The organism is Butyrivibrio sp. AD3002, from assembly GCF_000420905.1.
Classification (GTDB): Bacteria; Bacillota; Clostridia; order Lachnospirales; family Lachnospiraceae; genus Butyrivibrio.
Genome location: NZ_ATVV01000011.1, coordinates 1 through 25630, shown reverse-complemented (window position 1 = coordinate 25630; position 25630 = coordinate 1). Strand labels below are relative to the sequence as shown.

Sequence of the window (25630 nt, the reverse complement as noted above, 5' to 3'; positions counted from 1 at the left end):
GCATGATCTTATCCGTTTCATGCTTTAATTTTACCGCTATACAAAACGGTCAACAATTTCTCAATCCTTAAATTTTTATAACGTATTTCGGAAGCGATAAATACGCACCTCATAAGGCCTGTACATGCCATGGTGAACCGCGTAAGTGCTGAGCTCTTTTCGCATCATATCACCTACTACATCCGGATCCCCGGCTGATTCCTTCAGATTCCTGAACTCTTCTTTCAGTTTCTCTCCCATGCTTTCACTGCCCAGGTACTGCTTTCTGTCAGGGTAATTGCAGAGCATCAGTTGTCCCTTCTTGCCTATGAATTTTTCAGGAATGCTGACCTTCACAGGTAGTCTTGAAAAAGAGCAGATTATCAGATAACTCACTGACCCGAGGCTTCGCTCATACATATAGATGTTGCCATCCTTCGGATAATATTCCTTATAATCGCCGTAGAGAAGCGCCTTGGAACTCTTTCTGAGAGACAGGCATTTTCTGTAAAAATTCAGAATGCTGAATTCATCCTTCTCCTGCGCTTTCACGTTGATCTTTTTGTAATTCGGATTCACATAAAACCACGGTTTTGCGCTAGAAAAGCCTGCGTACTTTGAGTCATCCCACTGTACGGGAGTTCTCGCGGAATCCCTGCTGGAGATGTGAATCCTTCGCATGCGCTTTTTCTCATCATCCTTGGTGTGGTAGGTGTGATAGTTGGTCTTGCTGGAGATGTCCACATACTGGTCGATCGAGTGAAGGCGTATGTTGGTCATTCCAATCTCCTGCCCCTGATAGATAAAAGGCGTCCCTTGCAAAAACAGGTAGCATGCGGCAAGCATCGTCCCGCTCTCCCTGTGATAGTGTTCACTTCCGTAGCGACTGACAATCCTTGGGTGATCGTGATTTTCGAGGTACAGGCTGTTCCAGGCTTTTCCCGCAAGCGCCGTCTGCCACTTGGTAAATGCTTTCTTTAGTTTTACCAGTGAAAACGGTCTGTGGATGTACTCCGTATAGACGCAGTCTGCCATCATATGATCAAAGGATATCATCATGTCGAGGGATTTGTTCTCCCCCGTCAGATATTTAAGGGCAGAATTTACCGTAGTCATAGGCCCTTCGCCTATCTGGAAGCAGTCATACTCCTGGCATACCTTGCGAAATTCTCCAAGATATTCATGGATATGCGGTCCGTCCTTGTAGTAGGGCATTCCGTTTACAGCCGGCAAAAACGGCAATCCGTTCGGAAGTCCCTCCTTCTTGGAGATGAAATTGATGACATCCTCCCTGAAGCCGTCTACGCCCATATCAAGCCAGAAGCGCATGATGGACTTCACTTCTTCCCTTACCTTGGGGTTATCCATGTTTAGGTCGGGCTGCTTCTTTGCAAAAATGTGTAGATAGTACTGGCCTCTTTCTTCGTCGTACTCCCACGCTTTTCCCTCAAATAGAGAGTCCCAGTTGTTTGGCTTATCACGCCAGATATAATAGTCGCTGTAGGGGTTGTCCTTTCCCTTTCTGCTCTCCTTGAACCAGGGATGCTCGTCGGAAGTGTGATTGACCACAAGGTCCATGATTATCTTAAGTCCCAGTTTGTGAGCCTTATCCAGCACTTTCTTGAACTGTTCCAGCGTTCCGTAATCAGGATGAATGTCCTTATAATCCGAGATATCGTAGCCAAAGTCCGCATTAGGAGATGGATACAGCGGTGAAAACCAGATACCATCTACTCCCAGCGACTTTACATATTCGAGCTTATCATAGACGCCGTAGAGATCGCCTATTCCGTCTCCGTTTCCGTCCGCAAAGCTCCTAACCCATATCTGGTAAAACGCCATCCGCTTGTACCAGTCTTTTTCTCTTGTATTTGTGTCTGACATAATGCACCTCGGTGAATTTTTAACAGGTTTTTCCACAGTAACACCTTTTCATTTATTAGTGCCATAATCCTATAAATATAGTATATTCCCTTGGAAGTTCCCATTCAATTGGAGCTGAATCAAATTGAGAATTGCTGTCTATTATTCGCCATTATTACTTCTGAACAATAAATGCAGCTTCAAAATCAGTTTTTGTTGTAATCCAAATACTTCTATACAATAAATACAGCGCTAAAATAAGATTTTGTTGTAACCCCAAAAAGGCAAAACAACAAATTTTCATATCGAGCCATTTTTGTTGTAATATGAGGGTCCTATGTACAACAATTTTGTGATATAAACTGAATTTGTTGTTTCCAAGCAAAAGCCATACAACAAATCTTCTGTCAGCTCATTATTTTGTTGCATCTTAGCTGATACCTATACAACAAATGACATGATAATAGAGTTATTTGTTGCAACAAGAAAAATCTCCAACAAATCTAAAATCTCCAATACAAATCTCCAATAAAATAGAGTATTTATCAGTCTTACCTGGATTCACCAACATCTGTCTCCTTACAAGTTTATGAAAAAATAATAATTCTCTGGTTTCACGAAGATTCTAACTTGCTATAATATACGTGTCACAACATTTCGTTATATTTTGTTTCTTATGTGTTTCTTATCGGAAGGGGGATTATATGAAGAATAAATCCGTAAAAAGACGCATCTTTAGTCGATTTTTGTCAATTGCTCTTGTCTTTGCGATGAGCGTATGTCTGCTGCTTCCCATCAATGTTAAGGCTGCAAAGAAAATTACTCTTACTCAAAATCTATTTTCCGATCAGTTAGAGGATATTGAGCCTACCGTGTCTACTATAACTAAGACTGGCAAGTACAGCATCATTACCACTAAAAATGAAGCCGGAAACTTTTGTGGCTTTCTCAAGTTCGTTGCTCCAAAGACCAAGACCTATACAATAACTGCAGGTCCTATTAAGGGCAAGAAGAAAGACTTCATTTTCGGGTCGGTTGAATTCTTTGTACCGGGAGATGCCACCAGACTTGCCGGAACGACAGTGAAGCTAAAAAAGAGTACCAAGAACCATTTTATGATGATAGCAACCAAGAAATATTCCAACAGCGAAAAGAAGCGTGTCGGCACAATTAAGCTTAGAAAGGGAACTCAGCTTTATATGTATTTCCAGTTCCACCAAGGCAATAAGAGCAGCGCCTGCACTACAACGCTCAAAATAAAGTAACAGCAAAACCTCTGAAGTGCCTTAAACAAGCATTTCAGAGGTTTTTCTTATTCTAATCATTCCCCAACTTAATTTGTTTTCCTTATTCTTCTCATATTCTAACTTAATTTATCGAAAAAATGTACACAAACACTTGCAATGCTATATATGTCATTGCTAGAATATCAGATTAGAGGGGAACTATTATTTGGGATGAAAATTTAAAAAGGGGAAATCAAAAATGAAAAGTAGGTTGGGGAATCTATTATTTGCCATCACAGCTTTGCTGTGTTTTTTTGTGTTGTCAGGACATTCGTCCATTATTTCCAAAGCAGCTGACAATAAACAAACCAAGGTAACAGGAACACTGTTAAACGGATCGTATTTTTGTAGTGCTATAAAAAGCCTCGCTAATGGTGATCCAAAGATGGACTACGAAAAGTATGATGAGAAAATCAAAAAGATTGTATTTCTACCAAAGGCTAAAGCAAAAGAGCCCAAGAAGCAGAAAAGTGTGTCCGTAGGTGAAGGTGTTACTGCATACTATGACGGGAAGGGAACCATCTCAATATACAGCGCAGCCGATAAGATAATTTTTGGGGAAAGTACCGGCTATATGTTTTATGGCTTTAAAGAGCTTGAGGAGATTGATTTTGGAAAAGGCAGAGTGGATACTTCAAATGTCACATTCATGCAAGGCATGTTCAAATATGCCAGAAAATTGAAAAGCCTTGACCTGAAGGACTTTGATACCTCTCATGTATACTCTATGAAGCAGATGTTTGAGGATTGCTATAGTCTTGAGGAAATTAACCTTAGCAATATGAATACGAAGTGTGTCGGTGACATGGAGTATATGTTTGATTCTTGTTATAAACTAAAAGAACTTGACCTTAGCAGCTTTGACACCGGAAATGTTTGCTCTACCCGTGCGATGTTCCAGCATTGTGACAGTCTTGAGAAACTGAATATTTCAAGTTTTAATATGAAGAACGCTGCAGATATATCGTGGATGTTTAGCTGCTGTTATGCACTGGAATCACTGGATTTAAGTGTTTTCGATGCCTGTGATGCAACCGATATTGGTTATATGTTTCAGGCTTGTGAATCCTTAAAGAGCATCGATCTAAGAAATTTCTCGTCATCGCATGTACGTAAAGCAGAAAGTTTGTTCCGCTCATGCAAAAATCTTGAGTATCTCGATATAAGAAATCTTGATCTGTCGGCAGTCTATAATACAGATGAAATACTCTACAACTGCCTGAACCTTAAGACAGTCATGGTTCCTAAGGCAACGCGCGGATTTATGGATTTTCCCATGCTGATGGTTATTGATAATAATTCGGATGGACAGCCTGACACAGCTGAGACTTTTCATAAAAATCCCATCTCTGACAATGTGAACAGGATGATTCCGTTTGATGACGACAGTATGGTCTATTCACCACCGGCTGATGCGCCGGCAGTTGATACGCCAGCAGCAGAGACAAAGAACGCGGAGGCGATAATAACTGACAAGGGAATAACCTACAAGCTGGGAAGTGACGGAAATGCTGCGGTCATTAAAATCGAAGCATCCGGAAAAGTCTCCATAAATACCGTTTCCTACGAGGGAAAAACATATACTGTAAAAGAAATCGAATCTTCTGCATGTAAAGGGAATAAGAAAATCAAATCACTTTCAATCGGAAACAATGTGACTTCAATTGGCAAGAATGCTTTCAAGGGCTGTAAGAAACTTAAGAAGGTCACTATAAATGCCAATAAATCATTAAAAATCGGAGCAGGTGCTTTTAAAAAGATATCAAGGGAAGCATCCATAAAAGTTAAAGGAATTAAAGGCAAGAGTAAACAAAAACTTATTAAGGCCATAAAGAAACAGACAAATGCAAAAGTAAAATGAGTGAAATCAGGGGAATAAGTATGAAAACAGGAATAATAAAACGGGTAAAGGGGATTGCTGTACTTGCAGGTGCTGTGATTATGATTGGTACGTCATCAATAATCGGCAGCGCAAGAGAGTATTCAAGTGAAGATGGTGTTATTACCCATCTGGGAACAGTTAACAGCCTTACAGGAAGTGTGAGTAATGGAATATTTGGTGAAAATAATGAAAACGTAGTTGTTAAGAAAATGATTTTTATCGCCAAAGCGGATTTAACATCTTACAGTAATCTTCCATATGAATATGCGGGTTATGGGGTATATGTTTTTTACGATAAAAATATCGAAACAGTGTATGTATGCACAAGAGCAAACAACATAATTTTTGATGATCCCCGCGGAGATTTTGCAAATTTCACCGGTCTGGAAGAGATTGATTTTTCAAAGGGTAATGTAAAATTTTCGCAGTATGTGGATTCAACAAATAAAATGTTTAAGAACTGCAAGAGTCTAAAATACGTGGATCTTAGCTGCTTTGATACTTCTAATGTAACTGATATGTCCTCTATGTTTGAAGGGTGTGCATCACTGAAAAGTATAAAGCTTGGGAACTTTAAAACCGCAAAGGCAGAAGATTTCAGGAGGATGTTCTATGGCTGTGAGTGCCTTCAGAACCTATCCCTTAGAAGTTTTGATACATCTCATGCAGACTTCATGACGGAGATGTTCTCAAAATGCAGGAGCCTTACAAAATTGGATGTATCAAGCTTTGATACCTCAGGCGTGAGAAACATGAGTCAAATGTTTGAGCAGTGCAATAAACTGACTTCTTTGGATCTTAGCAATTTTGATACTGCTGCCGCAACCTGGATGAGTCAGATGTTTGCAGGGTGTGAGAGCCTTCAGGACCTTAATTTATCTTCATTTGATACTGAGAGCACAAATACTATACACGGCATGTTTTATGGCTGCAGGAGTCTTAAAACTTTAAATATCAGCAGCTTTAATCTATCAAATAATAGTGATACTGAAAATATGCTAACGGGCTGCAAGGCGCTTGAAACAATTGACACGCCACGCAAGACCATCACTGAAATAGATCTTCCCAGAGAGTTCTATCTCGACAACAACCGTGATGATAAACCGGACTCAGAAAGTAAATATTCCAAGATTCCGATTTCTGATTCATCCTATCATTTCATTTTTAATATAAAGAAAGATGAAGTTAAAGTTGAAGAGCCTGAACCGCCAAAACCGACAGCAAAGGACGGAGCGGCAAATGTGTCCGGGATTGAATACAATACTTATTCCGATGGAAGCGCCGTTGCAACGAAGATAAATGCATCAGGGGATGTCATCATTGACAAGATTGAAGTTGACGGTTTTACATATTCTGTTACAAAAATTGCCGGGGGAGCCTGCAAGGGCAATAAAAAAATAAAATCGCTAAGCATTGGTACAGACGTAAAGAAGATAGGGAAAAAAGCATTTTCGGGATGTAAAAACCTTAAAAAGATAACCATAAACGCCAATAAAGATCTGAAAATAGAGAGCGGTGCTTTTAAGAAGATAAATAAGAAAGCGGTTATCAAAGTTAACGGCATTAAGGGTAAAGCAAAGAAAAAGCTTATAAAGGCTTTAAAGAAGAATGCTGATGTAAAGGTTAAGTAAGAGGGAATACAGGTATGAAAAAAGTTTTAAAACATATAATGCTTGCACTGGTAATTACCTTTGCAGTTGCATTTTTAGCAGAGAATTCATTTGTATCAAAAGCAGCATCAAAAGCTAAATCTAACCCAACTCTATATGAAGGCAGAACCTTTAACGGAAACATAAAAAAGCTTGTTAAAGGTAAGGATGACAACTACACCGATTCCATTTCATTTTGCGACGAGCCTAAAAAAATGGTTTTTACTGTTAGCAGCAAAACTTTTGCAAAAATAAAAGGTTTTCCCAATACTCCTGTTGGAAATAATGTAACTGCCTATTACGACAAAGAAAACCGCGTTATTTACATTTATGCTGCTTCAACGATTTTTTTCAATTCTAATTGCGAAGATATGTTCAAACGCTTTAGATCTTTGGAATCTATCACTGATGAAGGTGCAAAAAGCATTAGTGCAAAAAATGTATCTAATGCGAGATATATGCTCCAAGAATGCTGCAGTCTTACTACATTTGATTCGAATATAATTAAAGATGCGGCTCCAAAAGATGTATTCCGCATGTTTATAGATTGTCACAGCTTAAAAAAGGCCGACCTTAGCAATATCGATCTGTCAGGGGTATCGGATATGAACGAGATGTTTCGCACCTGTTCCAAACTTGAAGAGATTACCTGGAAAAAGTTCGATACATCCAAAATAACAGATATGTCATTAATGTTTTTTGACTGCAAAGGGCTTAAAAATTTTTCATTTCCAAGCTGGTTTGAGGCTAAGAACGTGAAAGATTTAAAAAGTATGTTTAATGGTTGTACAAGTCTTGAAACTGTAAATTTTGGAGGACTTAACACATCAAATGTTACAAGTTTATCCAATGTCTTTATAGACTGTAGTTCGCTAAAATCAGTTAATCTTTCACAGCTGAAAACAAAAAATGTAACGGAAATGAATGGGCTGTTTCGCGGATGCACAAGCCTTGAGAGTGTCAGTCTGAAATCTCTTGATACCTCTAACCTTGAATACATATCTTCTATGTTTAAAAACTGCACATCCTTAAAAAATGTGGATTTGACCGGTTTTAAGCCGTCAAAGCTGCGGGGAGTTACGAGTATGTTTCAAGGCTGTACTTCAATCGAGACAATTAACCTAAAGGAGCTCGATTTTACTAACGTATGCAGTAACGGAAGTTATTATAATTTCGTAACAGATTGCGATAAGCTTAAAGTGATCATCTCTCCTAAAAATGTGACAAGGGCTGTTCCGCTTAAGGCAACTTTTGCTCTTGATGATAACGGTGACGGAAAGCCGGATAATGGAAAGAAATATAAGTCTTTTCCGATATCGGCAAAAAGCCACAAATTTATCAGACTGGCCGATGAAAAGAATGTTGGCGATTACAGCGGATCTGAAGAATGCCAAGGATCCGAAGAATACAGAGGATCTGAAGCAAACAAAGTTCCTGCTGTGGAAACAGCTACTGCAGGCAAGGAATTTTCAGTAGGGAACAATACATACATCCTTAATGCAGATGGCAGTGCTACTGTTACTAAGATCGGAGCATCCGGTAAGGTTTCTATTGATACTGTTGAAACTTCCGGTAAAACTTACCCTGTCACAGCAATTGCGGATAACGCCGCTAAAGGCAATAAAAAGATCAAGTCACTATCTATCGGGTCAAACGTAACCACGGTAGGAAAGAATGCCTTCAAGGGCTGCAAGAAGCTTAAATCCATAACCATCAGGGCAAATAAAAAACTTGTCATCGGAAAAGGCGCATTTAAAAAACTACCCAAGAATGCGACTATTAAGATTAAAGGGCTAAAGGGTAATGCGAAGAAGAAGCTTGTTAAGGCTGTCGCAAAGCAGACAAATGCCACTGTAAAATAGAAAGATACGTGCGCCGCAAGGAGCACACAAGAAAGAATGTCGCTTGCGACATTCTCGCGCCGAGCGCGGTTGCTGAAGGCAACATATTCCTATCGCGCGAGTGCGCATCCATAGCGGAGCGCTTTTTATGATATAGGAATTTCGGAGAAATTTCCTATATCATAAAAAACAGCCCCTATCGTGCCTCGCACGATAAGGGCTGTTTTTCGTTTTTCCTGAATTATCTAACCTTTACACGTTTTGTGTTTGACCAGTCGGAATAATAGTAGTTGCCTGATCTTCCTTCTTCAAAGGTTCTAATCTGGAAGTAATAGGTTTTATTCTTCTTAAGTTTCTTGATTGTTGCATACAGGTTATTGGTACTGCTGTAGCCTTGCGCAAAGGACTTGGTTTTAACCTTGCCCTTGAAGTTCTTGTTTGTTGAATATCGAATCTGATATCCGGTTACATCATCTACCTTCTTGAAGGTAACCTTGGCAGATTTCTTACCTGCCTTCACTTTCTTAATTGCTGTAGGTGTTACGCCTGTTCTCGCAATAGTGAACTTATATTTTGCCTTTCGACCGCCAACAATCTTGATGTAGTAAGTACCTTTAAGGAAATAGCAGTTAGCGGTTTTAAGCTCATTCCCTTTTACACTGATATCATACCAATAACTATTCAGATCATTATCTAATATATTGAAGTCGTAATAACCGGTGTTAGCTATGTAACTGATCTTATACTTATCGTTTTCCGGAATCTCGAACTTATACCAGTCATACTCATCCGTATATCCGACCGCCCCGTTTGCCTCTGTTCCAAGACTGTACATCTTGGGATTTTCATAGACATCGTCGAACTCATCTTTAAAGCCAAAGCCGGAGAACTCGGTTTTAATCTTGAAATTTTTGCCGGCTCCGTAGAAATACAAATAATATCTTCCGGCTGTTGCAGTAAAGTGCGCAACATAAGGCTTATTCGTACTTATATTCTCATACGCATCTATAAAATTGTATGAGTCGGTGTAAAATTTTTCCAAATAAGCATAATCACTGAGAATAGTAATCTTAAGATCTCCATCCTCAGGCAGATCTATTGCATAATAAGTATCGCGATACTGAGTCGTATAACTTGCATAATCGCCTGTGTTGTACGGAATAATTATAGGATCAAGGCCATTCTCCCCTGCAGCCTTAACACTACTTACAGAAGCATCCGTCATCTGAAAAGCTGAGGCCGTTAAAATTACAGCCAGTAATAAAGAAAGATATTTAGTTACTTTTTTCATACGTCTCGTGATCCCCTTTCCCTCATCCGGCGCTGCGCGCCACCTTCCCCCACACATGTGGGGGAAGGCAGGATTCTTTTTTATCAATGCTTTACAAATTTATACTTTGACTTCTTCATGCCGGCCTTTTTTAAGCGCTTAACAGCCTTATTGAAAGTCTTTTTATCCTTGGCATGAACATAAACCTTAGCATTTTTAACGCCTGTGAAAGCTTTTGCTCCCACTTTTGAAAGGGTGTCACCATTAATTCTTACGGTCTTAAGATTGCTGCATCCATAGAATGCCCTCTTATCAATCTTGCTTATCGGAGCATTGGCAAAATCGACTTCGCGGAGATTCTTTGCCTTATAGAAAGCTTTCTCACCTATGCTTCCGAGGTTATGTCCGCCGTCCACTTTTCGAATAGAAGTATTCTTGTAAAATGCCTTCTTGAAAATACCGATAACAGCATATTGCTGATGATACATTTCGATGGTATCGGGAATTGTCAGCGTTGTTATATAGCTCTTGCAGGTCTTCACATCTGATGTTCCGTTTGCATAAGTGTAGTAAGTAGTCTCACCACTTTCAAATACAGCGTCTTCTCTGTAGTCAGGAGTGTATTCAAACTCTGCTGCATTACTTATGCGCATGCTCCAGATTCCGTTATCTGTGGATCCGATAATTGTACCCGTTGCAGGATCGATGAAGCCTGTCAGTTCTACGAATGACCAATTTGAAACGCCGTCTTCACTTGCAGGATACTCAATCCATTCATATCCCTGAATGTTGAAGGTTGCCAGTGCCTCATCGTAAGTTCCCTTGAAGTAGTATTTTGCTGTTGCACCATACTGTGAATCTGCCTTTGATGAAGGGAGCATTCTGTTGACACCCTGGATTTTACCGCCGGCAAGATGTGTTATATGTGTCTTAAGGTTTCTTCTTACAACAGTTGATCCGCTGGATCCGTCATATTCACCTGTCCAGTACTCAGCAACCTTTGTGGCCGGAACTGCCGTTTCAACATAGTTAGCGGAAGTGTGGCTGATAGTGAAAGGTCTGTCTGTTGCGCCATCCATCGTACCACTGATTGTTTTCTTTGAATCACCGAAAGTGCCGACGAAAGTGCCAAACCCAAAATTACTGGGATTGTGACGCCATTTTTCACCTTCGAATCTTATCTCACCTTCTGAATCGATAGAGCCTTCGAAGTAGTAGTTTCCATTTCTGTTATCATCGATTGATGCTGTTCCGGAAAACTTACCATTCTTTGAATACCTGTTAACATTTAGCGTGATTTTTCTGTCGATTTTAGTACCCGAGTTGGTCCCGGTATAAGTCCCGGTCCAGGTGCCAAGCATATCTTTGTCTGTTACTGAGATTGTTGAATTCGCCGCGTTTACACTGCCTTTAGAGAACACAAGAAAAAGGCACACGACTGTTAGAAGTAGTGCTTTGAGTGATTTCTTCATAGATTCTTTCCCCTTAGAATTATATTTTTTACCGCAGAAAGCGGCGTCCCCTCAAGGAAAGATTATAACAAAAAAAAGATATGTTTGCATGGGAAGTTTCGTCACATTGAGCCTATTTTTCTTTTTTTAACAGCCTCATCTTAAACGCTCTGATCCTTGCTCCGTACCTGCTGGACATCAGAAGTCCCGCAAACATCATACCAACTGCCATACCCTGCATCAGAGAAGTAATGATTCTTACCAGATGATATTCATTATAAATCGCAGAATCCACAAGTATCATATATGCCATAATAAGAAGCATTCCTATGGCATTACATATACGTATGCGCTTGTTGTACTTCTCATTCTCTGTATTTGTGTAATCTACTGCCTGTAAAACCGTGTCCTTTACTTCTTTATCCATATTCTCGCTTTTCCTTTCTCCATTGAGGATTTCCCGAAGATCAACTTCGTAATAGTCGGAAAGTTCTATTAGAAGATCAATATCCGGCATATTATTTCCGTTTTCCCAACGAGATACTGTTCTGCTTGAGACTCCAAACTGTTCTGCAAGCTGTTCCTGGGTAAGACTCTTACCCTTTCGAAGCTCTTTTAAAAAGCTTCCGATCTTTTGCTGATCCATATTATTTTGTTTCCTCCTTCTGAAAAAATCCTATCAATTATGCCTTGGTGCGAACACGACATAAAGCGAGAAAAATGTCATTTTCGCTACCCGACATACCTTGTCTACCTCAGTATTTATCTACGTTTTCCGGTTTATTACTATTTTCTGTGATTGTGTTCTTTATTGGCCAATAATAACGGAATTAGTGTCATCAGCAAAATGACAACTCCCGCCAGAAACAGTGTATTAGTGGGGAGATACTCCGTGAAACCGTATTCGTCCACAAATTCTCCGCTGGTCTTGATAATTGGATTGGAAATAAGCGGTGCAACAACCATTGGAATCAGAACGTAGAAAATAATGCGGATTCCTTCGAACTGTCCTCTGGCATCTTCCGGGTACAGACGCTTGGACCATACTGTAATGGTCTGCAGGAAAAGGATATAACCGATGCCCACAAACAGTACCCCCGCCAGAAGATGCGGATTCCAGATTGTGGCGGGATTTACATTTGAAGGTGATACGAATAGTCCGATGATAAAAAGTCCTACTGCATTAAGGATTACTGCCACTAATATCAGAAGTGAGGATCTGTCGTCGCGGATAAGCCTGATGGCAGGGATTGCGGAAAACATCGCAATAAGAAGTCCAACACCCTCGATAAGTCCCATCATATCTGCAGTAAAGCCCAGATAATAGATCATGAAATTACCAAGATGAGAAAAGTAAACATTGAAGGAAATGAAGTAAACTGCCAGCATCAGGTTTACAAATACCAGCTCTCTGTGCTGCAGGTATTCTTTGACATTAAATATTGAAAAGAACTGTTTTGAAAAAGAACCTTTCTTTGAGGGCTTAAGACTTTCCGCATCCTTCATGCCAAAAAGGGATACGATTCCCAGCAGGATTACCAGAAGGCCAATAACAACGAAGAGTCTCATATAATTATCATCAGCGCCTACCAAAAGTCCGCCCATGACGGTTCCTGCTATGGTTCCGATAACAGGCTGGACAGCCAGGGCCGCACCGACAGAGCCTGAATTTTTTTCATTCATGTGGTCGTTAATCCAGGCATTGAAGCCTATGTCATTACCCATGGATCCAAAGAAGCTCATGATGGCATCCGCAGCGATAACTGCAAAGGCAACACCTACAAATGCCATTTCATCCCCGTTTCCATGCTTCATGAACTGTGTGGTTCCAAAGAGTATGGTGAACACGCCCCAGAGGATATAGCCTAAAGCAACCAGTTTTTTTCTGTTTCCAATTCTGTCTGAAATACAGCCAAAAAGGAATGTAGATATAGTTGTGGCGGTGGCAGATATGGCCAGCATCCATGAGATTATGGTGGGATCCTTGGCTATTTTGGCGTATACGAAGGTGTTAAACCACTGATTTTCCATGTTCCAACACAGCTGTCCTGCAAGCCCCAGAAGCCATACCAATAGCCAGAAACCAAGCGTGCTGTTTTTTGCATCCTTACTCATACCGTTCTCCCCCTACCATATTTTTCTATATCTATGATACCCTAATTTAGGGTAAAAAGTTGCCACTTCTTAGTTCTCGTAAATATTTGTAGCTTTTTTGCACTTTGGTATACATTTTAGACGGATTTATACACTTTACCAAGGGTATTATTTACTTTTCCGTTGATATTATCCCTGGTATTCCAATGGCTTAATCAAAAAGAGCGGCACACTAAATATTAGTGCACCGCCTCGTTTTTCGCATTCAGCTCATAATTCTTATTTTATTTTCACACTCTTGGAGAGCCCTTTTTTAGCAAAGATCTTTCCATAGCTCTTCTTCATTTTTGCAGGAACCTTGATTGTAGCGTTACTGCTGATTCCTGAAAATGCCTTGCCGGCAACTGACTTCTTCGTTAGCTTTGAGGACTGAATCTTTATAGTCTTAAGGCTGGAGCAGCCCTTGAAGACATTTGCTCCGATGGATTCAATGTTGGATCCAAGAGTTACCGTTTTAAGCTTGCTGCAACCCTTGAAGGCCTTGGAGCTGACAGCTGTTACTGTGTAGGTAACATCGTCAACGGTTACGGTCTTCGGAACTGTGACTCTTGTAGCCTTCTTATCTGTGAGTCTCTCGAAGGTTACTGTAGGATTAGCCTTATCATCGGAAGTTACTCTGAATCTCTGTCCACGTCCAAATGCAAATGCGCTTCCGCGTCCCTTTGCTTCCTTACCGCTTAATATCTTGTCAGTTTCAGGTCTGTGAATCTTGTCAGGATCTATCTGTGATTTATCTTCTACCCATTCTGCATAAAGAGTAAAGCTGTTATGTACCGGTTTTGAAAAATCGTAGCCTTGTGTGCATGCTTTATCAGTGTACCATCCACCAAAGCCATATCCTCTGGGGTAATTGCTTATACTGATTTGATGCGCACATCTTCCGTCAGCAATCTGCTGAGGCTTGGGAGCAGTTACATTCTGGCCATTCATATCAAAGGTAACCGTGTAAACCGGACGGGATGCATCAAATCTAACCGTCTTCGCATCCTTGGAATCACCACCCATAATTGTGTAGAATGGATCACCGCTTTGACTCTTGCCGAAGCTGTAGCTTTCTGGTTCGAGAATAGCCACAGTATCTGCGACATTAACGCTCCTTTGCTTACCACCGTAAATAGCACACTGACCAGCTTTTATCGTTGTTAATCCGCCCTGAATATCAATAAGTCCTGCGCTTGTTTTGAGGCCATAGGCTTTCGCATCAATATCAACTATTCCATTGTTTATCGTAACTCCGGATCCTCCGAAAATACCTATATCTGTATCTTTAATGGTAAGCTTTGTATTCTTGCCATCAACCTTTACGCCCATTGCTGAGAAAATACTTGTGTTTGCACCACTAATACGAATATCACCGTCAATGGTTACATTCCCCAAATAACTGTAAATCGGGTATGCATTGGCGTCTCTGGCAACAATATCAGCATCTCCTACAATCCTGATTGGCATACCTGTATAAATAAATGATTTAACACTATTTACAGTCTCGCTGTCCTGATAAATTCCAAACCATCCGTCAAGGTTAAGGGTATTATTTGCCGGATCAAATGATACCTTGCCATTAGCATTTACCGGAATATTATCCATATTAAGAGTTGTTACTCTGGTACCGTCAACCCAAAGGTTATACTGCTTACCCTTGTTCCACTTTGCATAGAGAGTTATACTTCTTTCTACTTTAGTATTAAAATCATATTCTTCACCATCTCTGCAGTCTCTTGAGGTATACCACCCGCCAAAGAAATATCCTTCCCTCGTAGGATCTTCGGGACGATCAAATGTGCTTCCTTTGGGCCTACCATTCCAAGATGTTTGTTTTGAATTAAAGCCCAATTGTTCATTAGTGTCAAATGTTACATAGCATATGCTATCTTGACCCATAACAAGATCAAGATCATAGGCATAAAGGCGATCCAGCTCACCTTCTTCATGCTTCAGCTTTACTATTGTCGAATAATCTCCATAGGTACCAACTCTTCCCTGTATAGGCTTATTCAGAGTATACCCATAAGCTAAGAAAAGACCGCCTTTTCTAGCCTTTACTGCCATACCTCCATTGCAGGCCATCTTATATGTACCTCCAAATAAGCAGACATCCCCCCAAGATGAATAAATGCCGTCTGAATAGCCCTCAATATTAATTGAGCCATTATTGACACATACTCCAAACAATCCATAAATGGCTGCCGAATCTTGTGGTGTTTTCGTAATTGTGATTTTTGTATTTTCTCCGTCAATAGTAATCTTTTGTCCTGCAAATAGTGCGCCATTACCGCCTTCAAAAGAAAAATTACCTTGAATATCAAGATATGATTCTGTTGATATCGCTGTAACATCATCTTCATTTTTGAGGTTTAATTCAGCGTTTCCTCTGATTTTCAGCGGTAATTTGGAATAAATCTTGGAACGTGTTCCATTATGCACAGTGTTCCCGTCAATTCTATAAACCTCATCCAAATACAGAGTATTTGTGTCGGGATCAAAATATGAATGTGTTTTGCGAGTAAATGGACCCACCACAATATCACTAAGGTCATTGCAATTCTCACTGGTTATCCTGGTTGCGCCAATCCACAAATCATATTCGGTTACTGCGTGTACCTTTGTCTTCACACCCGCGAGTACAAGCAGCGTCATGCACAGCATGAACAGCCATTTTGACAGTCCTGTTAATAGTTTCCTTTTCTCCATTCTCTTTTCCCCCTTGTGGAATTTTATTTCATAGAACACGCTTTAAATTGTAATAAAATCACAAAAATTCCACTACCGCCATTTGGGGGTATTTTCAATATGAGTACTCTTTATCTTACCAATCATCTATGGCCATTTCTTTTTTACATTCTTTTTATTTGGGTGCTCAAAAAATACGGACGATAATGCCTTTTAATAACATACCGTCCGCAAGTACAACAATTTTTCCTACTTCCTATAGATTTATTGTATCCATTTTCCGCCAGTACAATAAATCCAACAAATTCTTATATATTTGTTGTCAATAGTTTTTGTAAATACAATAAATCCGAATGATTCTTCTTGATTTGTTGTTGCGCCATTTTTTATAAACAACAAATCAGGCGGATTTTCTTGATTTGTTGTTACTCCAATTTTTATATACAACAAATCTGACGGATTCCTCTTGATTTGTTGTTACTCCATTTTTTATGTACAACAAACCACATACAATTTCGCTGATTTATTGTCTGGGCCGGCAGAATCTTCATCGTAGAATCTTCTTCGCAGAATCGTCTTCTAAAAATCTTCTTCGTAGAATCATCATCCTTGCAGCCCTCTTTGCTCTTATAGTCTGCATTCCCACTTCAAGAATAATAGATATACGAGTGCCTTCACATCACATTTATATTGATCCGGCACTTACCGATTTCTTCCTTGATTCGGTGCTTCATCTGTTCCGAGACAGTTCTGACCTCGTCATAGGTCATATCCGGGCGAAACTGCAGGCCGATATCTATATGCTTGTATTTGCCGTTAACTCTGCTGTTTACGTCGCCGAGAAGTTCATAGGAATCGTAGAATTCGTTCAGCACCTTCACTATCTTGAGCTGGCTCTCCTCGTCTATAGTGAGGTCCGCCAGTTCCATGAAGGCTTCACGAATATGGCCGTAGATTATTATTGAAAACGGGATGGCCATGATTATGCAGACGATCGGGGGAAAATAGTATATCCAGGATTTCTTGCTGAAAACAAGGCTTATGGCAAGCGTCAGAATTGATACGAGATCAAATCCAAACTCCTTCTGGGCACCAATGTATGCGGTGTGCAGCATCCTGCTGTGCTCCTCCTTGGAGAGTTCTTTTTCCCTGAAAAACACAAAGATATCGATAAGAACGCCGATAATGCTGACTATGAGCGCAAATACCAGAAATTCCTCCTCCTGTTCCCGCTCTATTAGTTTTCTTACTGAAAAAAACACCACACAGAAAAGACCTGCCATGTCGAACATCTCACAGCTAAGTGCGGAAATTGCCTCAACCTTACCGGTGCCGTAATTGAATCTGAACTTCAGATTTTTTTGAAGTTTTTTGGAAATAATAAAGAGTATAAGGCTCGGTAGGAGCACACTCAGGTTCTCAATGAATTCCATCCACAGGACCATGTAATCACTGGCCATAGCTGCAATGAAAGAAGCTATTGTGCCGGGAATTCTGTAAAGAGTGAGCATGAGTGCAATTTTTTCCTGCCGTACCAGTACTTCATTTTTCATGTTTTCCCCTCATCCGTCAGCAGCGCTGACACCTTCTCCAAAAGGAGAAGGTATTATCAATCGTCGAGTTTCATGCCGTTGATGCTAAGGTCGAAGCCCTCGCGGACGCTCTTCTCGGCGTATTTGATACCCTGTCTGACGCCCTTCTTGGCGCTCTCTCCAAGTTCCTTAGCGTTCTCGGAAAACTCCTTTACTCCCTCGGGAAGGCTCTCCTTGAACTCCTCAAGGTTCTCTTTGAAGTCTTCCTTGAAGTCATCGAAGTTCTCCTTCATTCCGCCGTAGATGTTGCGCGGGATGTCGAAGATGTGCTCGGTACCCTTGACTATCATTGATGCCGACTCGAGGAAGTAGTCCGAGCTCTGCTTCTTTCTTCGAGGAAGTGTTCCGTCCGCGACCATATCCCTGATCACGCCGTATCTCTCATAAGCTGCGTGCACGGCATCCTCCCAGGAGATATAAATCTCATCCATCGCATGCTGTCCGGCGTCTCTCATCGTGTCAAGTTTGTCGGCCAGTTCCTCCAGGAGTCCGGCCATAGATTCGGCAGTCTCCTCGATCAGGTATCCGTTTCTCGCATGAGTGATTCCCTCTGCTGCGCAGGAGCCCTTTATAAGCACGCTGGCAAGTCCGCAGGCTGCTGCCTCTCTGACAACGATTCCATTGGTGTCGTATACGGAAGGAAACAGGAACAGGTCTGCTCTGGTATTCCAGGCACGAAGCATCTCTCTGTCGTGGATAGGACCTGTAAAAATAACCTTGTCAGTTATTCCACACTCCTTCACCTTCGCCTGCATCTCTTCAAGGTCCGCACCGCCGCCGACAAATACCATGCGGTAATCCACATTCTTCTCACTCAGGATTTTGAGTGCATCTATGATGAGCGGCAGTCCCTTGTACTTCATCATTCTTCCGACAAAAAGAAATATCGGAAGTCCCTCTGGAAGGTCGTACCCGGACGTTACTTCTTTTACCTTATCCTCTGAGACTCTCCCCTTAGGAAAATCGACGCCGTTATTCATAACGCGAAGTTCGCCCTCGTATCCCAGCGAACGAAGATTATCTCCCGCACCTTCGGATACCACCCAGACTTCGTCACAAGCGGATATATTTTTAACCATAGCCTTCACGGTCTCATTTTTAAGAAAGCCCTCTCCGACTGCTCTTGCAATATCGACATCAAACTTGGTGTGATAGGTAAAGATGATCGGCGCGCCGGTCTCGTTCTGCAGTATCCTCGCCATAATTGTGGAAGCTGCAGGACAGTGCGTGTGAATGATGTCCGGCCCGAACTCAGCCATCTTCATGATCTCGCGCATCGCCAGAGGATTCCCCGTGCGGTAGCCCGCCACAAGATCTGTGGTATCAAGGCTGCTGTAGGGAATGACCTCGTAAGGATATCCCTCATAGCTCGCGTCAGGGTATCTGGGAGTCCCGACAACAACTTTTGCCCCTATATCATTCGTAAATATTCTTCCGTAGTTCATGACCACGTTAGCCACGCCGTCAATAACTGGCGGAAACGAGTCATTAAGTAAACAAATATTCATACACCCCTCCTGTTTTATATTGAAAATCCCGGAATTGCCGACATATTCATCAAAATAATTCTCATCGTAATTTATGTGATATAATGTAGTAGTCAAAACCACCTGCATACAAATCTGTATGCATTTTCAGCCTTTTGACAATATATATTGTATTACTTTTTGGGAGGATTATATAGTGAGTTTTAAAATAGTTACGGATACATCCTGCAACCTTCCTTTGCGGATCCTTGAGCCTGAGGATATCAAGCAGGTTCCTTTTTCATACTATCCGAAGGACAATGAGGATGACATCCGTCAGTGCTTTGATATAGAGAATTTTGATGGTAAGGGCTACTACGAGAGCATTAAAAACGGCCTTCTCTGCAACACTACCCAGCCCTCACCGCAGTACTACTACGATATAATGTCTGAATATGCCAAGGAAGGCTACGACTGTCTCTACGTCGCAATGTCATCAGGAATAAGCGGCGCTTACAACACTTCGCTTATCGCAAAGGATATGCTGGAGGAGGAATTCCCGGACAGAAAATTCTACATGCTTGACACCAGGGCCGCATCTCTCGCCGAGGGCATCATTGTCATGAAGGCTATAGAGTACAGAAAGCAGGGCCTTTCAATAGATGAAGCTTATGAAAAGCTGACCTACGATTCAAAATGCGTATATCAGATTTTCACGGTGGATTCCCTTCGTCATCTCCAGAGAACAGGTCGTCTCTCCAACGCAGCGATGATCATAGGAACCGTACTTAATATAAAGCCCATCCTTCGCGGCAATGAATTCGGTAAGATCATCAATTTTGATAAGGTTCGCGGAAACAAGAAAGCAATTCAGGCAATGGCGGAAGTCTACGATAGAATTGTCAAGGATGCCGGCTCCCAGACAGTGTGCATAGCCCACGCCGACAACGACGCCGACACTGCTTACCTGATAGAGCTTCTTAACAAAAACAATCCTCCGAAGGAGATTCTCTCCGTCATGTACGAGCCCGTAACCGGCACCCACGTCGGTCCCGGAACCGTAGCACTCTTCTTCATGGGTGACGAGGACTGTCGGTTTAAACAATAAAAAATAGCGCCGTGGTGGCGCTATTTTTTTACATATTCTCACTCAAGTATATCTGAACTCTGTTCTGAATGACATCTGCAACTTCCTCTGCGGTTTTCTGACCTTCGTAGAAGGCTCCTGCCTCCTCAGAGATAATGTTGTTTACGGTATCCTCGTAGATCATCGTCCTTGTTACCGATTTGATGAAGTCCACCAGCTCCTGTGTCTCTTCCTTTGAAAGCTCGGTAATCTCTACCTCTGTATCGCCCACACTCCAAAAATGCGATGTCTCCTGCTTTTTGCCCTGTGCGTCGATGTAGTATGGCTTCTCCTGAGCCTTGGCTGCAAGAGCCTCGAGAGCATCTTCCCTTGAAGGGAATCCCCACTCAATCTTCTTCTGATATTCATCCGATAAAAATGACTTCATGAACTCCCAAGCTACATCCTTGTGTTTGCAGTCGCTGTTCATAGCGATCTGAAGATTTGTGGAGATGAAGGATTCTCCTCCGTCGGTTGTAGGAAAACCGTTAAATACAATATCTTCCCCAAAGTATCCCTTTTTCAGAACCTGATAGTCATCAAAAGAGCTTATGTAGTATTCAAAAAGAAGTGACTTATTCTCTCTGTAGAATGAGTCAAAGTCCTCGTAGTCGTAGCCCGTCCCCTCCATATCTTCGGGAAGCTGCTTTACAAGATTAAGAAGATCTATGAATTCGGGCGTGTCGAAATTGCAGGTGCCGTTTTCATAATCAACAAAGGTACTGCCGACTGTGGAATAGAGCTCAGCAGCTGATGCTCTGTTCATAGAGCCCATTCCGAGCTGGGGATCAATCCCATTATTCTTACATACATCTGTGTAGTTCTTAAGCGTTACTCCGTCATTCCCCGCTTTCTTTTTTGAAGCAACGCATGTATCAACGTAAAATGAAGGAATTACACTGTACATCTTACCGTTTATCCTGGTTGCATCAAGAATGTTCTGCAGAAAATCGGAAGTGTTAACATCCTGATCAGCCTCAAAATAAGGATCGAGCGGTTCAAATACGCCTTTCTCCGCATAGCTCTCGATCGGCATGTTGTAATCTAATACCAGCATATCAGGTCCCTGACCCTGAGTGAGTGCCAGACCGATTTTCTTTACGGTGTCACTGTAAGCCTCTGCATCGTCCTCTGTATCGTCCTCTGTGTAATCAACAATTTTTATCTTATACTTGTCGTTAGACTTGTTGAACTGTACAACCTGTTTTCTGACTGCTTCCGGCACAAAGGTTGTTCCGATCGTAAGAATCTCTTTGTCAGTAACTTCGGACGGCTCCACCTTGTTCATACAGGCGAGTTTGCCATATCCGTAATCAGTACTATTTATCACAAAGAGCTTTCCCTCGCCGGCTTCAGCAATATAACTGATGTATTCTGTCATTATATCCGAGGCAGTAAAATCGCAAATGAGCGTTGTCTTCTCATCCCCAAGATTGAATGCCTCGATGTTACCACGATCTGATGTATAAAAATCATAAGAATTGCCGGCATACAGACTGGATGCATAAATGTTGTCGGGAAGCGATACATCCTTATCAAAAGTCCCTGTCTGCGGATTATATTTATTCAGGATGCTTCTGCTGTTATCATCCCATTCATCCTCTGAGAGATAGACAGTGCCATCTTTTGATGCAAAGAGACTGCCGTAATAATAGTCGTCGTTCTTATCTCTTGTTGTGATATGCTTTCCCTCACCGGTTTTCATATCATAGAGCGAAATATTACCGTTGCAGCAGGTCATGACGCCCTCGCCCTTAACAAAGACTAAGGACTGAACGTATTCCTTTAAGTCTTCCTCCAGAAGCTGTACATCAAAAAGCACCTCGCCTGCAGGTGACAGCTTAACAAGATGGTAGTCGGAAGAGGTCTCTTCATCCTGTGAATCCTCTGATGACTCCTCCTCTTCTTCATCATTCCAGATGCTCTTTATAATATAGATGTTCCCATCTTCATCACAGGTCATGTTGTCGAAGTAAGAATTGTCATCATCACCGATCTCGATTTCTTCAGCCTCACCGGTCTCGAAGGACACCTTGAAAAGTTTGTTTGTCTCCGATTCTTCTCCGTATGTGGTTGCAAGCACATATAAACCATCTTTTGTGGTGCAGCATTTGCTTACGCCGTAGTCACCCTCCATCGGAAGTTCCATATCATCCATGGTAAAAATATGGTCCTTGTCAATCTGTGCCTTAGTCTGCACAGTATCCTTAGGAGCATCCTCCTTCTTTTTGCCGCAAGCACATAAAAAAGCCATAGAGCATACCATGCCTATGGCGATACCCCTTCGTATAGCATACTTATTCATACCGTTTCCTCCAAAGTTAGTAATTCATATGTTGTAATATATTGAAGTGGCGGTCCCCTCATCCGGCACTTCGTGCCACCTGTCTACGCTCCGCTCCGGTCCGCGCTGGACCGACGTCCCCTGGACGTCGAGCGCCCCCAAGGGGAAGGCTTTAATATTTCCATTCCCCCAAGAGGAAGGCTTTAAATGCTTCTTATACTATATCAAAAAATGCCTCCCCTGTCAGAGATTTCCGTCGCACTCCTCAAGTGCTTTGATATATATGTTCTCGTCCGTGACGCCCTCATCGCTTCTAAGAGCCATACCCACATTGACCATAACGGTGACGTTATTGCCGTCGACAGCATTGATTCCCTCAACGTTTTTCTTCACCTCACCGGCTAAATATTCCAGCGCTTCCCTGGTCTTGACGTAAGTAAGTATCGCGAAGTAGCTCTCCTTCGTCCTTGCAACAGCGCAGGTCTGTCCGGTAACTTTAACGATCTTCCGGCCTATCTCAAAGAGAAGCTTATTGGATACATCCTGACCATAGGTTGACAGTATTCGCTGATACTTTGTATTACGAAGAAGGATAAGTCCGTAGTTTTTACCCTTATCCGCATGTTGAACGGCATACTCCGTCGTACTTATGAAAATACCTTTTGCATTCATAAGTCCGGTTACGCTGTCCACATTTGAAGGAATGGCAATCTTTTCAAGCCTGTAGAGCTCCTCATCCCTATCCTGGAAAAAGCCCACCAGACCAACTATCTTACCATTTCTGTAAATCGGCATCTTTTGACAGGTGATCTCATGCACAACTCCTGAGACAATGCACTGTCCCTGAACGTCAATCACCTTCGCACCGTTTTCCAGAACGTCAAACTCATCGTTCATATAAGGGTCTTCATCAACATGCCACTGCATGTCCTCGTCGGTTTTTCCGACTATTTCTTCAACAGATCTAAGACCGTAAAAATCGAGGAATGACTGGCTCGCACCAAGAAATCTGCGATTTTTGTCCTTCCAGAAAAACTTGATGGAAGAATCCCATATCATATTTTCCCAGAGCTCAGAGTATGTTATTGCTCCGCTGTCAGCAAGATACTTATCGACAAGTGAGCGCGCAGAAGCTGTGAGACCATCCAGTATCTTGGATATCTCATCGGGTACTGTCTTATAACAAATAAGAAACTCATTTCCTCCGGCTCCCGGAACCATCATGACGATCACGTTTTTCCTCTTGAAGGTTCCATCAGGCTGTTTAATTCTGAATATTTTCTCAATGTATCCCTTTTTGCTGCTCTCCACCCTCTCCCTTAAAGTCTCAATATCCATGAATTTTAAGAAATCCTGTCTCTCGGGAGCGTAAATGACCGACTCTACGAAAAGGATGATAGCCTTCTTCATATCAGAATAAACATAGGTGGCACTATCAAGATACTTAAATCTCCCCAGCAGAGGTGCTATGATATTGGTCTCAATATTTACCAAATCAACCACCTCAAACAGACGATTCAGTTCCCTGATCTTGCTGTCGAGTCTGTCTCTCTCGCTGGTATTCTGGTCGAGTGTTATGTTTATAATCGAGCCCCTAATTATATGATGTCCGTTATGCGATGCGAGGCACTTAGCCCTGAAACGCAGATAGTATCCGTTATCTGTGTAATAAAAAGTCTCAATATTTGAGCTTTTCTCTATGGTATTTGCGAACTCCCTGTATTTTCCAAGAAGCGGTGTGCCCGGTGAATATAGTTTTCTGTCAATTTCCTCGGGAGTCGTTTCGCCCTCAAAGTCATGAAATACCTGTTCCAAATAAGCCTTATTCACAAATAAAGTATGGAAAGTCTCGCCGTCATCCTCGATTATTTCAAGCGGAATATCCGTATCCTTTACATGAATGCCGGCAATTTCATAAAAATGTCTCCACTCACGCCTTTCAATCTTAACGCTCTTTTCTCCAAGGAGTGTCAATGTATCCTCTATGGGACTTGGCTTTCCGAAATAGTAGCCCTGGATCTGCTCACAGCCGATGTTTCTGAGAAATTCGAACTGTTCCTTTGTCTCAACGCCCTCTGCCAGCGTTTTAATTCCTATGTCTTTGGCCATAGCCACGGTCGAGCGCAGAATCGCCTTGGATTTCTCGGTAAAAGATGTAAGGAAGTTCATATCGATTTTCAGCATGTCAAAATCGTAGTCCTTCAGGAGGTTAAGCGAAGAGTATCCACTTCCGAAGTCATCCATCCAGATTTCGTAGCCCGCTTTTCTGAACTTATCTATGACATCATGAAGAGAGCCCTCATCCGATACGAAGACGCTCTCTGTTATCTCAATATGAATATAATCTCTGGGAATGTCATAATCCTTAATCGCATTTTCCACAGACTCGAACATGTCACACATCACAAAATCCAGGCGTGAAAAGTTGATGGAAACAGGAACCACCGGCAACTTGTTTGCAATGCGTTCGCTCAATATCCTACAGACTTCCCTCACCACATAGGCGTCCAGCTTGTAGATGAGTTTATTGTCCTCCAATGGCTTTATAAACCTGAAGGGAGCAAGCATTCCCCACTGTGGATCATTCCATCTCGCCAGAGCCTCCATACCACAGAGCCTTCCCGTGAGCGCACGAATAACAGGCTGGAAGTATACTTCTACCCAGCCCTGCTCCAAAGCGGTATCAAATTTGCTTATGACATGCTCTGTGATTTGTTTTTCCATGATAATATTTTAGCTGATTTATTGCTAAAAATTATCGACTTTAGATATTCTTACCGAATTTTAGAGATATTTAAGAGATTCCCCTCATCCGGCACTTCGTGCCACCTGTCTTCGCTCCGCTTCGGTCCGCGCTGAACCGACGGTCTACGTTCCACTCCGGTCGTTGCTAAGCACTCGTCCCCCGGACGAGTAGCAACCCCGGACGTCGAGCGCCCCCAGAGGGGGAAGGCTTTGTCAGGGATTCACCCGTACATTCGTAATTGCGCAGATATCTCCCGTAATAGCTGCGTAGAGCTTGTCGCAGTCCTCCTTGAGGGTGGTCTTGTTCTTGATGAACAGTCCCAGGACCTCGGTGGTCGAGATAACCGTATTGCCGTCGCGCTTGAAGGTAAT

At 42.0% G+C, this 25630-nt stretch carries 15 protein-coding genes; 5 read left to right on the top strand and 10 right to left on the bottom strand.

Features of this window, described 5'->3' with window-relative positions; all coding sequences use genetic code 11:
* Nucleotides 1–75 precede the first annotated feature (75 nt).
* Nucleotides 76–1863: an alpha-glucosidase gene (locus tag G596_RS21575; RefSeq protein ID WP_022761531.1), complete on the bottom strand. Its 1788-nt coding sequence runs from the start codon at nucleotides 1861–1863 to the stop codon at nucleotides 76–78.
* Nucleotides 1864–2546: 683 nt separating this feature from the next.
* Here G596_RS21575 and G596_RS0109090 point away from each other — a divergent pair.
* From G596_RS0109090 to G596_RS23705, 4 genes are all read left to right on the top strand, one after another.
* Nucleotides 2547–3107, top strand: a complete 561-nt coding sequence (locus G596_RS0109090) for a hypothetical protein (RefSeq protein ID WP_022761530.1) — start codon at nucleotides 2547–2549, stop codon at nucleotides 3105–3107.
* 220 nt (nucleotides 3108–3327) lie between these two features.
* On the top strand, nucleotides 3328–4989 hold the full coding sequence (locus tag G596_RS23715; protein ID WP_081646707.1) for a BspA family leucine-rich repeat surface protein: 1662 nt from the start codon (nucleotides 3328–3330) through the stop codon (nucleotides 4987–4989).
* A 20-nt stretch (nucleotides 4990–5009) separates the two neighbouring features.
* Complete coding sequence (locus G596_RS23710) at nucleotides 5010–6641, top strand: BspA family leucine-rich repeat surface protein (RefSeq protein WP_022761528.1); 1632 nt, start codon at nucleotides 5010–5012, stop codon at nucleotides 6639–6641.
* 14 nt (nucleotides 6642–6655) lie between these two features.
* Nucleotides 6656–8521, top strand: coding sequence for a BspA family leucine-rich repeat surface protein (locus tag G596_RS23705; protein ID WP_022761527.1), 1866 nt, complete (start codon nucleotides 6656–6658; stop codon nucleotides 8519–8521).
* 220 nt (nucleotides 8522–8741) lie between these two features.
* On the opposite strand, the gene G596_RS0109070 is transcribed toward G596_RS23705, so the two are convergent.
* The 7 genes from G596_RS0109070 to G596_RS21555 form a co-directional block, all read right to left on the bottom strand.
* The gene (locus tag G596_RS0109070; protein ID WP_022761526.1) at nucleotides 8742–9791 is read right to left on the bottom strand and encodes a fibronectin type III domain-containing protein; all 1050 of its coding nucleotides are present in this window, start codon (nucleotides 9789–9791) and stop codon (nucleotides 8742–8744) included.
* 83 nt (nucleotides 9792–9874) lie between these two features.
* A complete protein-coding gene (locus G596_RS0109065; protein WP_022761525.1) occupies nucleotides 9875–11242 on the bottom strand; it encodes a leucine-rich repeat protein in 1368 nt (455 codons plus the stop codon).
* A 112-nt stretch (nucleotides 11243–11354) separates the two neighbouring features.
* Nucleotides 11355–11867, bottom strand: a complete 513-nt coding sequence (locus tag G596_RS0109060; protein WP_022761524.1) for a helix-turn-helix domain-containing protein — start codon at nucleotides 11865–11867, stop codon at nucleotides 11355–11357.
* A 140-nt stretch (nucleotides 11868–12007) separates the two neighbouring features.
* On the bottom strand, nucleotides 12008–13336 hold the full coding sequence (locus tag G596_RS0109055; RefSeq protein ID WP_026671268.1) for an MFS transporter: 1329 nt from the start codon (nucleotides 13334–13336) through the stop codon (nucleotides 12008–12010).
* A 258-nt stretch (nucleotides 13337–13594) separates the two neighbouring features.
* Complete coding sequence (locus G596_RS0109050) at nucleotides 13595–16066, bottom strand: InlB B-repeat-containing protein (protein ID WP_022761523.1); 2472 nt, start codon at nucleotides 16064–16066, stop codon at nucleotides 13595–13597.
* 653 nt (nucleotides 16067–16719) lie between these two features.
* Nucleotides 16720–17598 carry a cation diffusion facilitator family transporter gene (locus G596_RS0109045; protein ID WP_022761522.1) on the bottom strand — a complete coding sequence of 293 codons (879 nt, stop codon included), beginning with the start codon at nucleotides 17596–17598 and terminating at the stop codon, nucleotides 16720–16722.
* Nucleotides 17599–17654: 56 nt separating this feature from the next.
* Nucleotides 17655–19145: a glycosyltransferase gene (locus G596_RS21555; protein WP_022761521.1), complete on the bottom strand. Its 1491-nt coding sequence runs from the start codon at nucleotides 19143–19145 to the stop codon at nucleotides 17655–17657.
* A 175-nt stretch (nucleotides 19146–19320) separates the two neighbouring features.
* On the opposite strand from G596_RS21555, the gene G596_RS0109035 reads away from it, so the two are divergent.
* On the top strand, nucleotides 19321–20211 hold the full coding sequence (locus G596_RS0109035) for a DegV family protein (protein WP_022761520.1): 891 nt from the start codon (nucleotides 19321–19323) through the stop codon (nucleotides 20209–20211).
* A 28-nt stretch (nucleotides 20212–20239) separates the two neighbouring features.
* Here the strand turns inward: G596_RS0109035 and G596_RS0109030 are convergent, their stop codons facing one another.
* Complete coding sequence (locus G596_RS0109030) at nucleotides 20240–22534, bottom strand: ABC transporter substrate-binding protein (RefSeq protein ID WP_022761519.1); 2295 nt, start codon at nucleotides 22532–22534, stop codon at nucleotides 20240–20242.
* A gap of 222 nt (nucleotides 22535–22756) precedes the next feature.
* A complete protein-coding gene (locus tag G596_RS23700) occupies nucleotides 22757–25237 on the bottom strand; it encodes an EAL domain-containing protein (RefSeq protein WP_022761518.1) in 2481 nt (826 codons plus the stop codon).
* Nucleotides 25238–25630: the final 393 nt, after the last annotated feature.

Coding starts and splice junctions, on each gene's coding strand:
- G596_RS23710 (WP_022761528.1), top strand. CDS start 5,010: ATGAAAACAGGAATAATAAAACGGGTAAAGGGGATTGCTGTACTTGCA.
- G596_RS23715 (WP_081646707.1), top strand. CDS start 3,328: ATGAAAAGTAGGTTGGGGAATCTATTATTTGCCATCACAGCTTTGCTG.
- G596_RS21555 (WP_022761521.1), bottom strand. CDS start 19,145: ATGAATATTTGTTTACTTAATGACTCGTTTCCGCCAGTTATTGACGGC.
- G596_RS0109055 (WP_026671268.1), bottom strand. CDS start 13,336: ATGAGTAAGGATGCAAAAAACAGCACGCTTGGTTTCTGGCTATTGGTA.
- G596_RS0109070 (WP_022761526.1), bottom strand. CDS start 9,791: ATGAAAAAAGTAACTAAATATCTTTCTTTATTACTGGCTGTAATTTTA.
- G596_RS0109090 (WP_022761530.1), top strand. CDS start 2,547: ATGAAGAATAAATCCGTAAAAAGACGCATCTTTAGTCGATTTTTGTCA.
- G596_RS21575 (WP_022761531.1), bottom strand. CDS start 1,863: ATGTCAGACACAAATACAAGAGAAAAAGACTGGTACAAGCGGATGGCG.
- G596_RS23700 (WP_022761518.1), bottom strand. CDS start 25,237: ATGGAAAAACAAATCACAGAGCATGTCATAAGCAAATTTGATACCGCT.
- G596_RS0109065 (WP_022761525.1), bottom strand. CDS start 11,242: ATGAAGAAATCACTCAAAGCACTACTTCTAACAGTCGTGTGCCTTTTT.
- G596_RS0109050 (WP_022761523.1), bottom strand. CDS start 16,066: ATGGAGAAAAGGAAACTATTAACAGGACTGTCAAAATGGCTGTTCATG.
- G596_RS0109030 (WP_022761519.1), bottom strand. CDS start 22,534: ATGAATAAGTATGCTATACGAAGGGGTATCGCCATAGGCATGGTATGC.
- G596_RS23705 (WP_022761527.1), top strand. CDS start 6,656: ATGAAAAAAGTTTTAAAACATATAATGCTTGCACTGGTAATTACCTTT.
- G596_RS0109060 (WP_022761524.1), bottom strand. CDS start 11,867: ATGGATCAGCAAAAGATCGGAAGCTTTTTAAAAGAGCTTCGAAAGGGT.
- G596_RS0109045 (WP_022761522.1), bottom strand. CDS start 17,598: ATGAAAAATGAAGTACTGGTACGGCAGGAAAAAATTGCACTCATGCTC.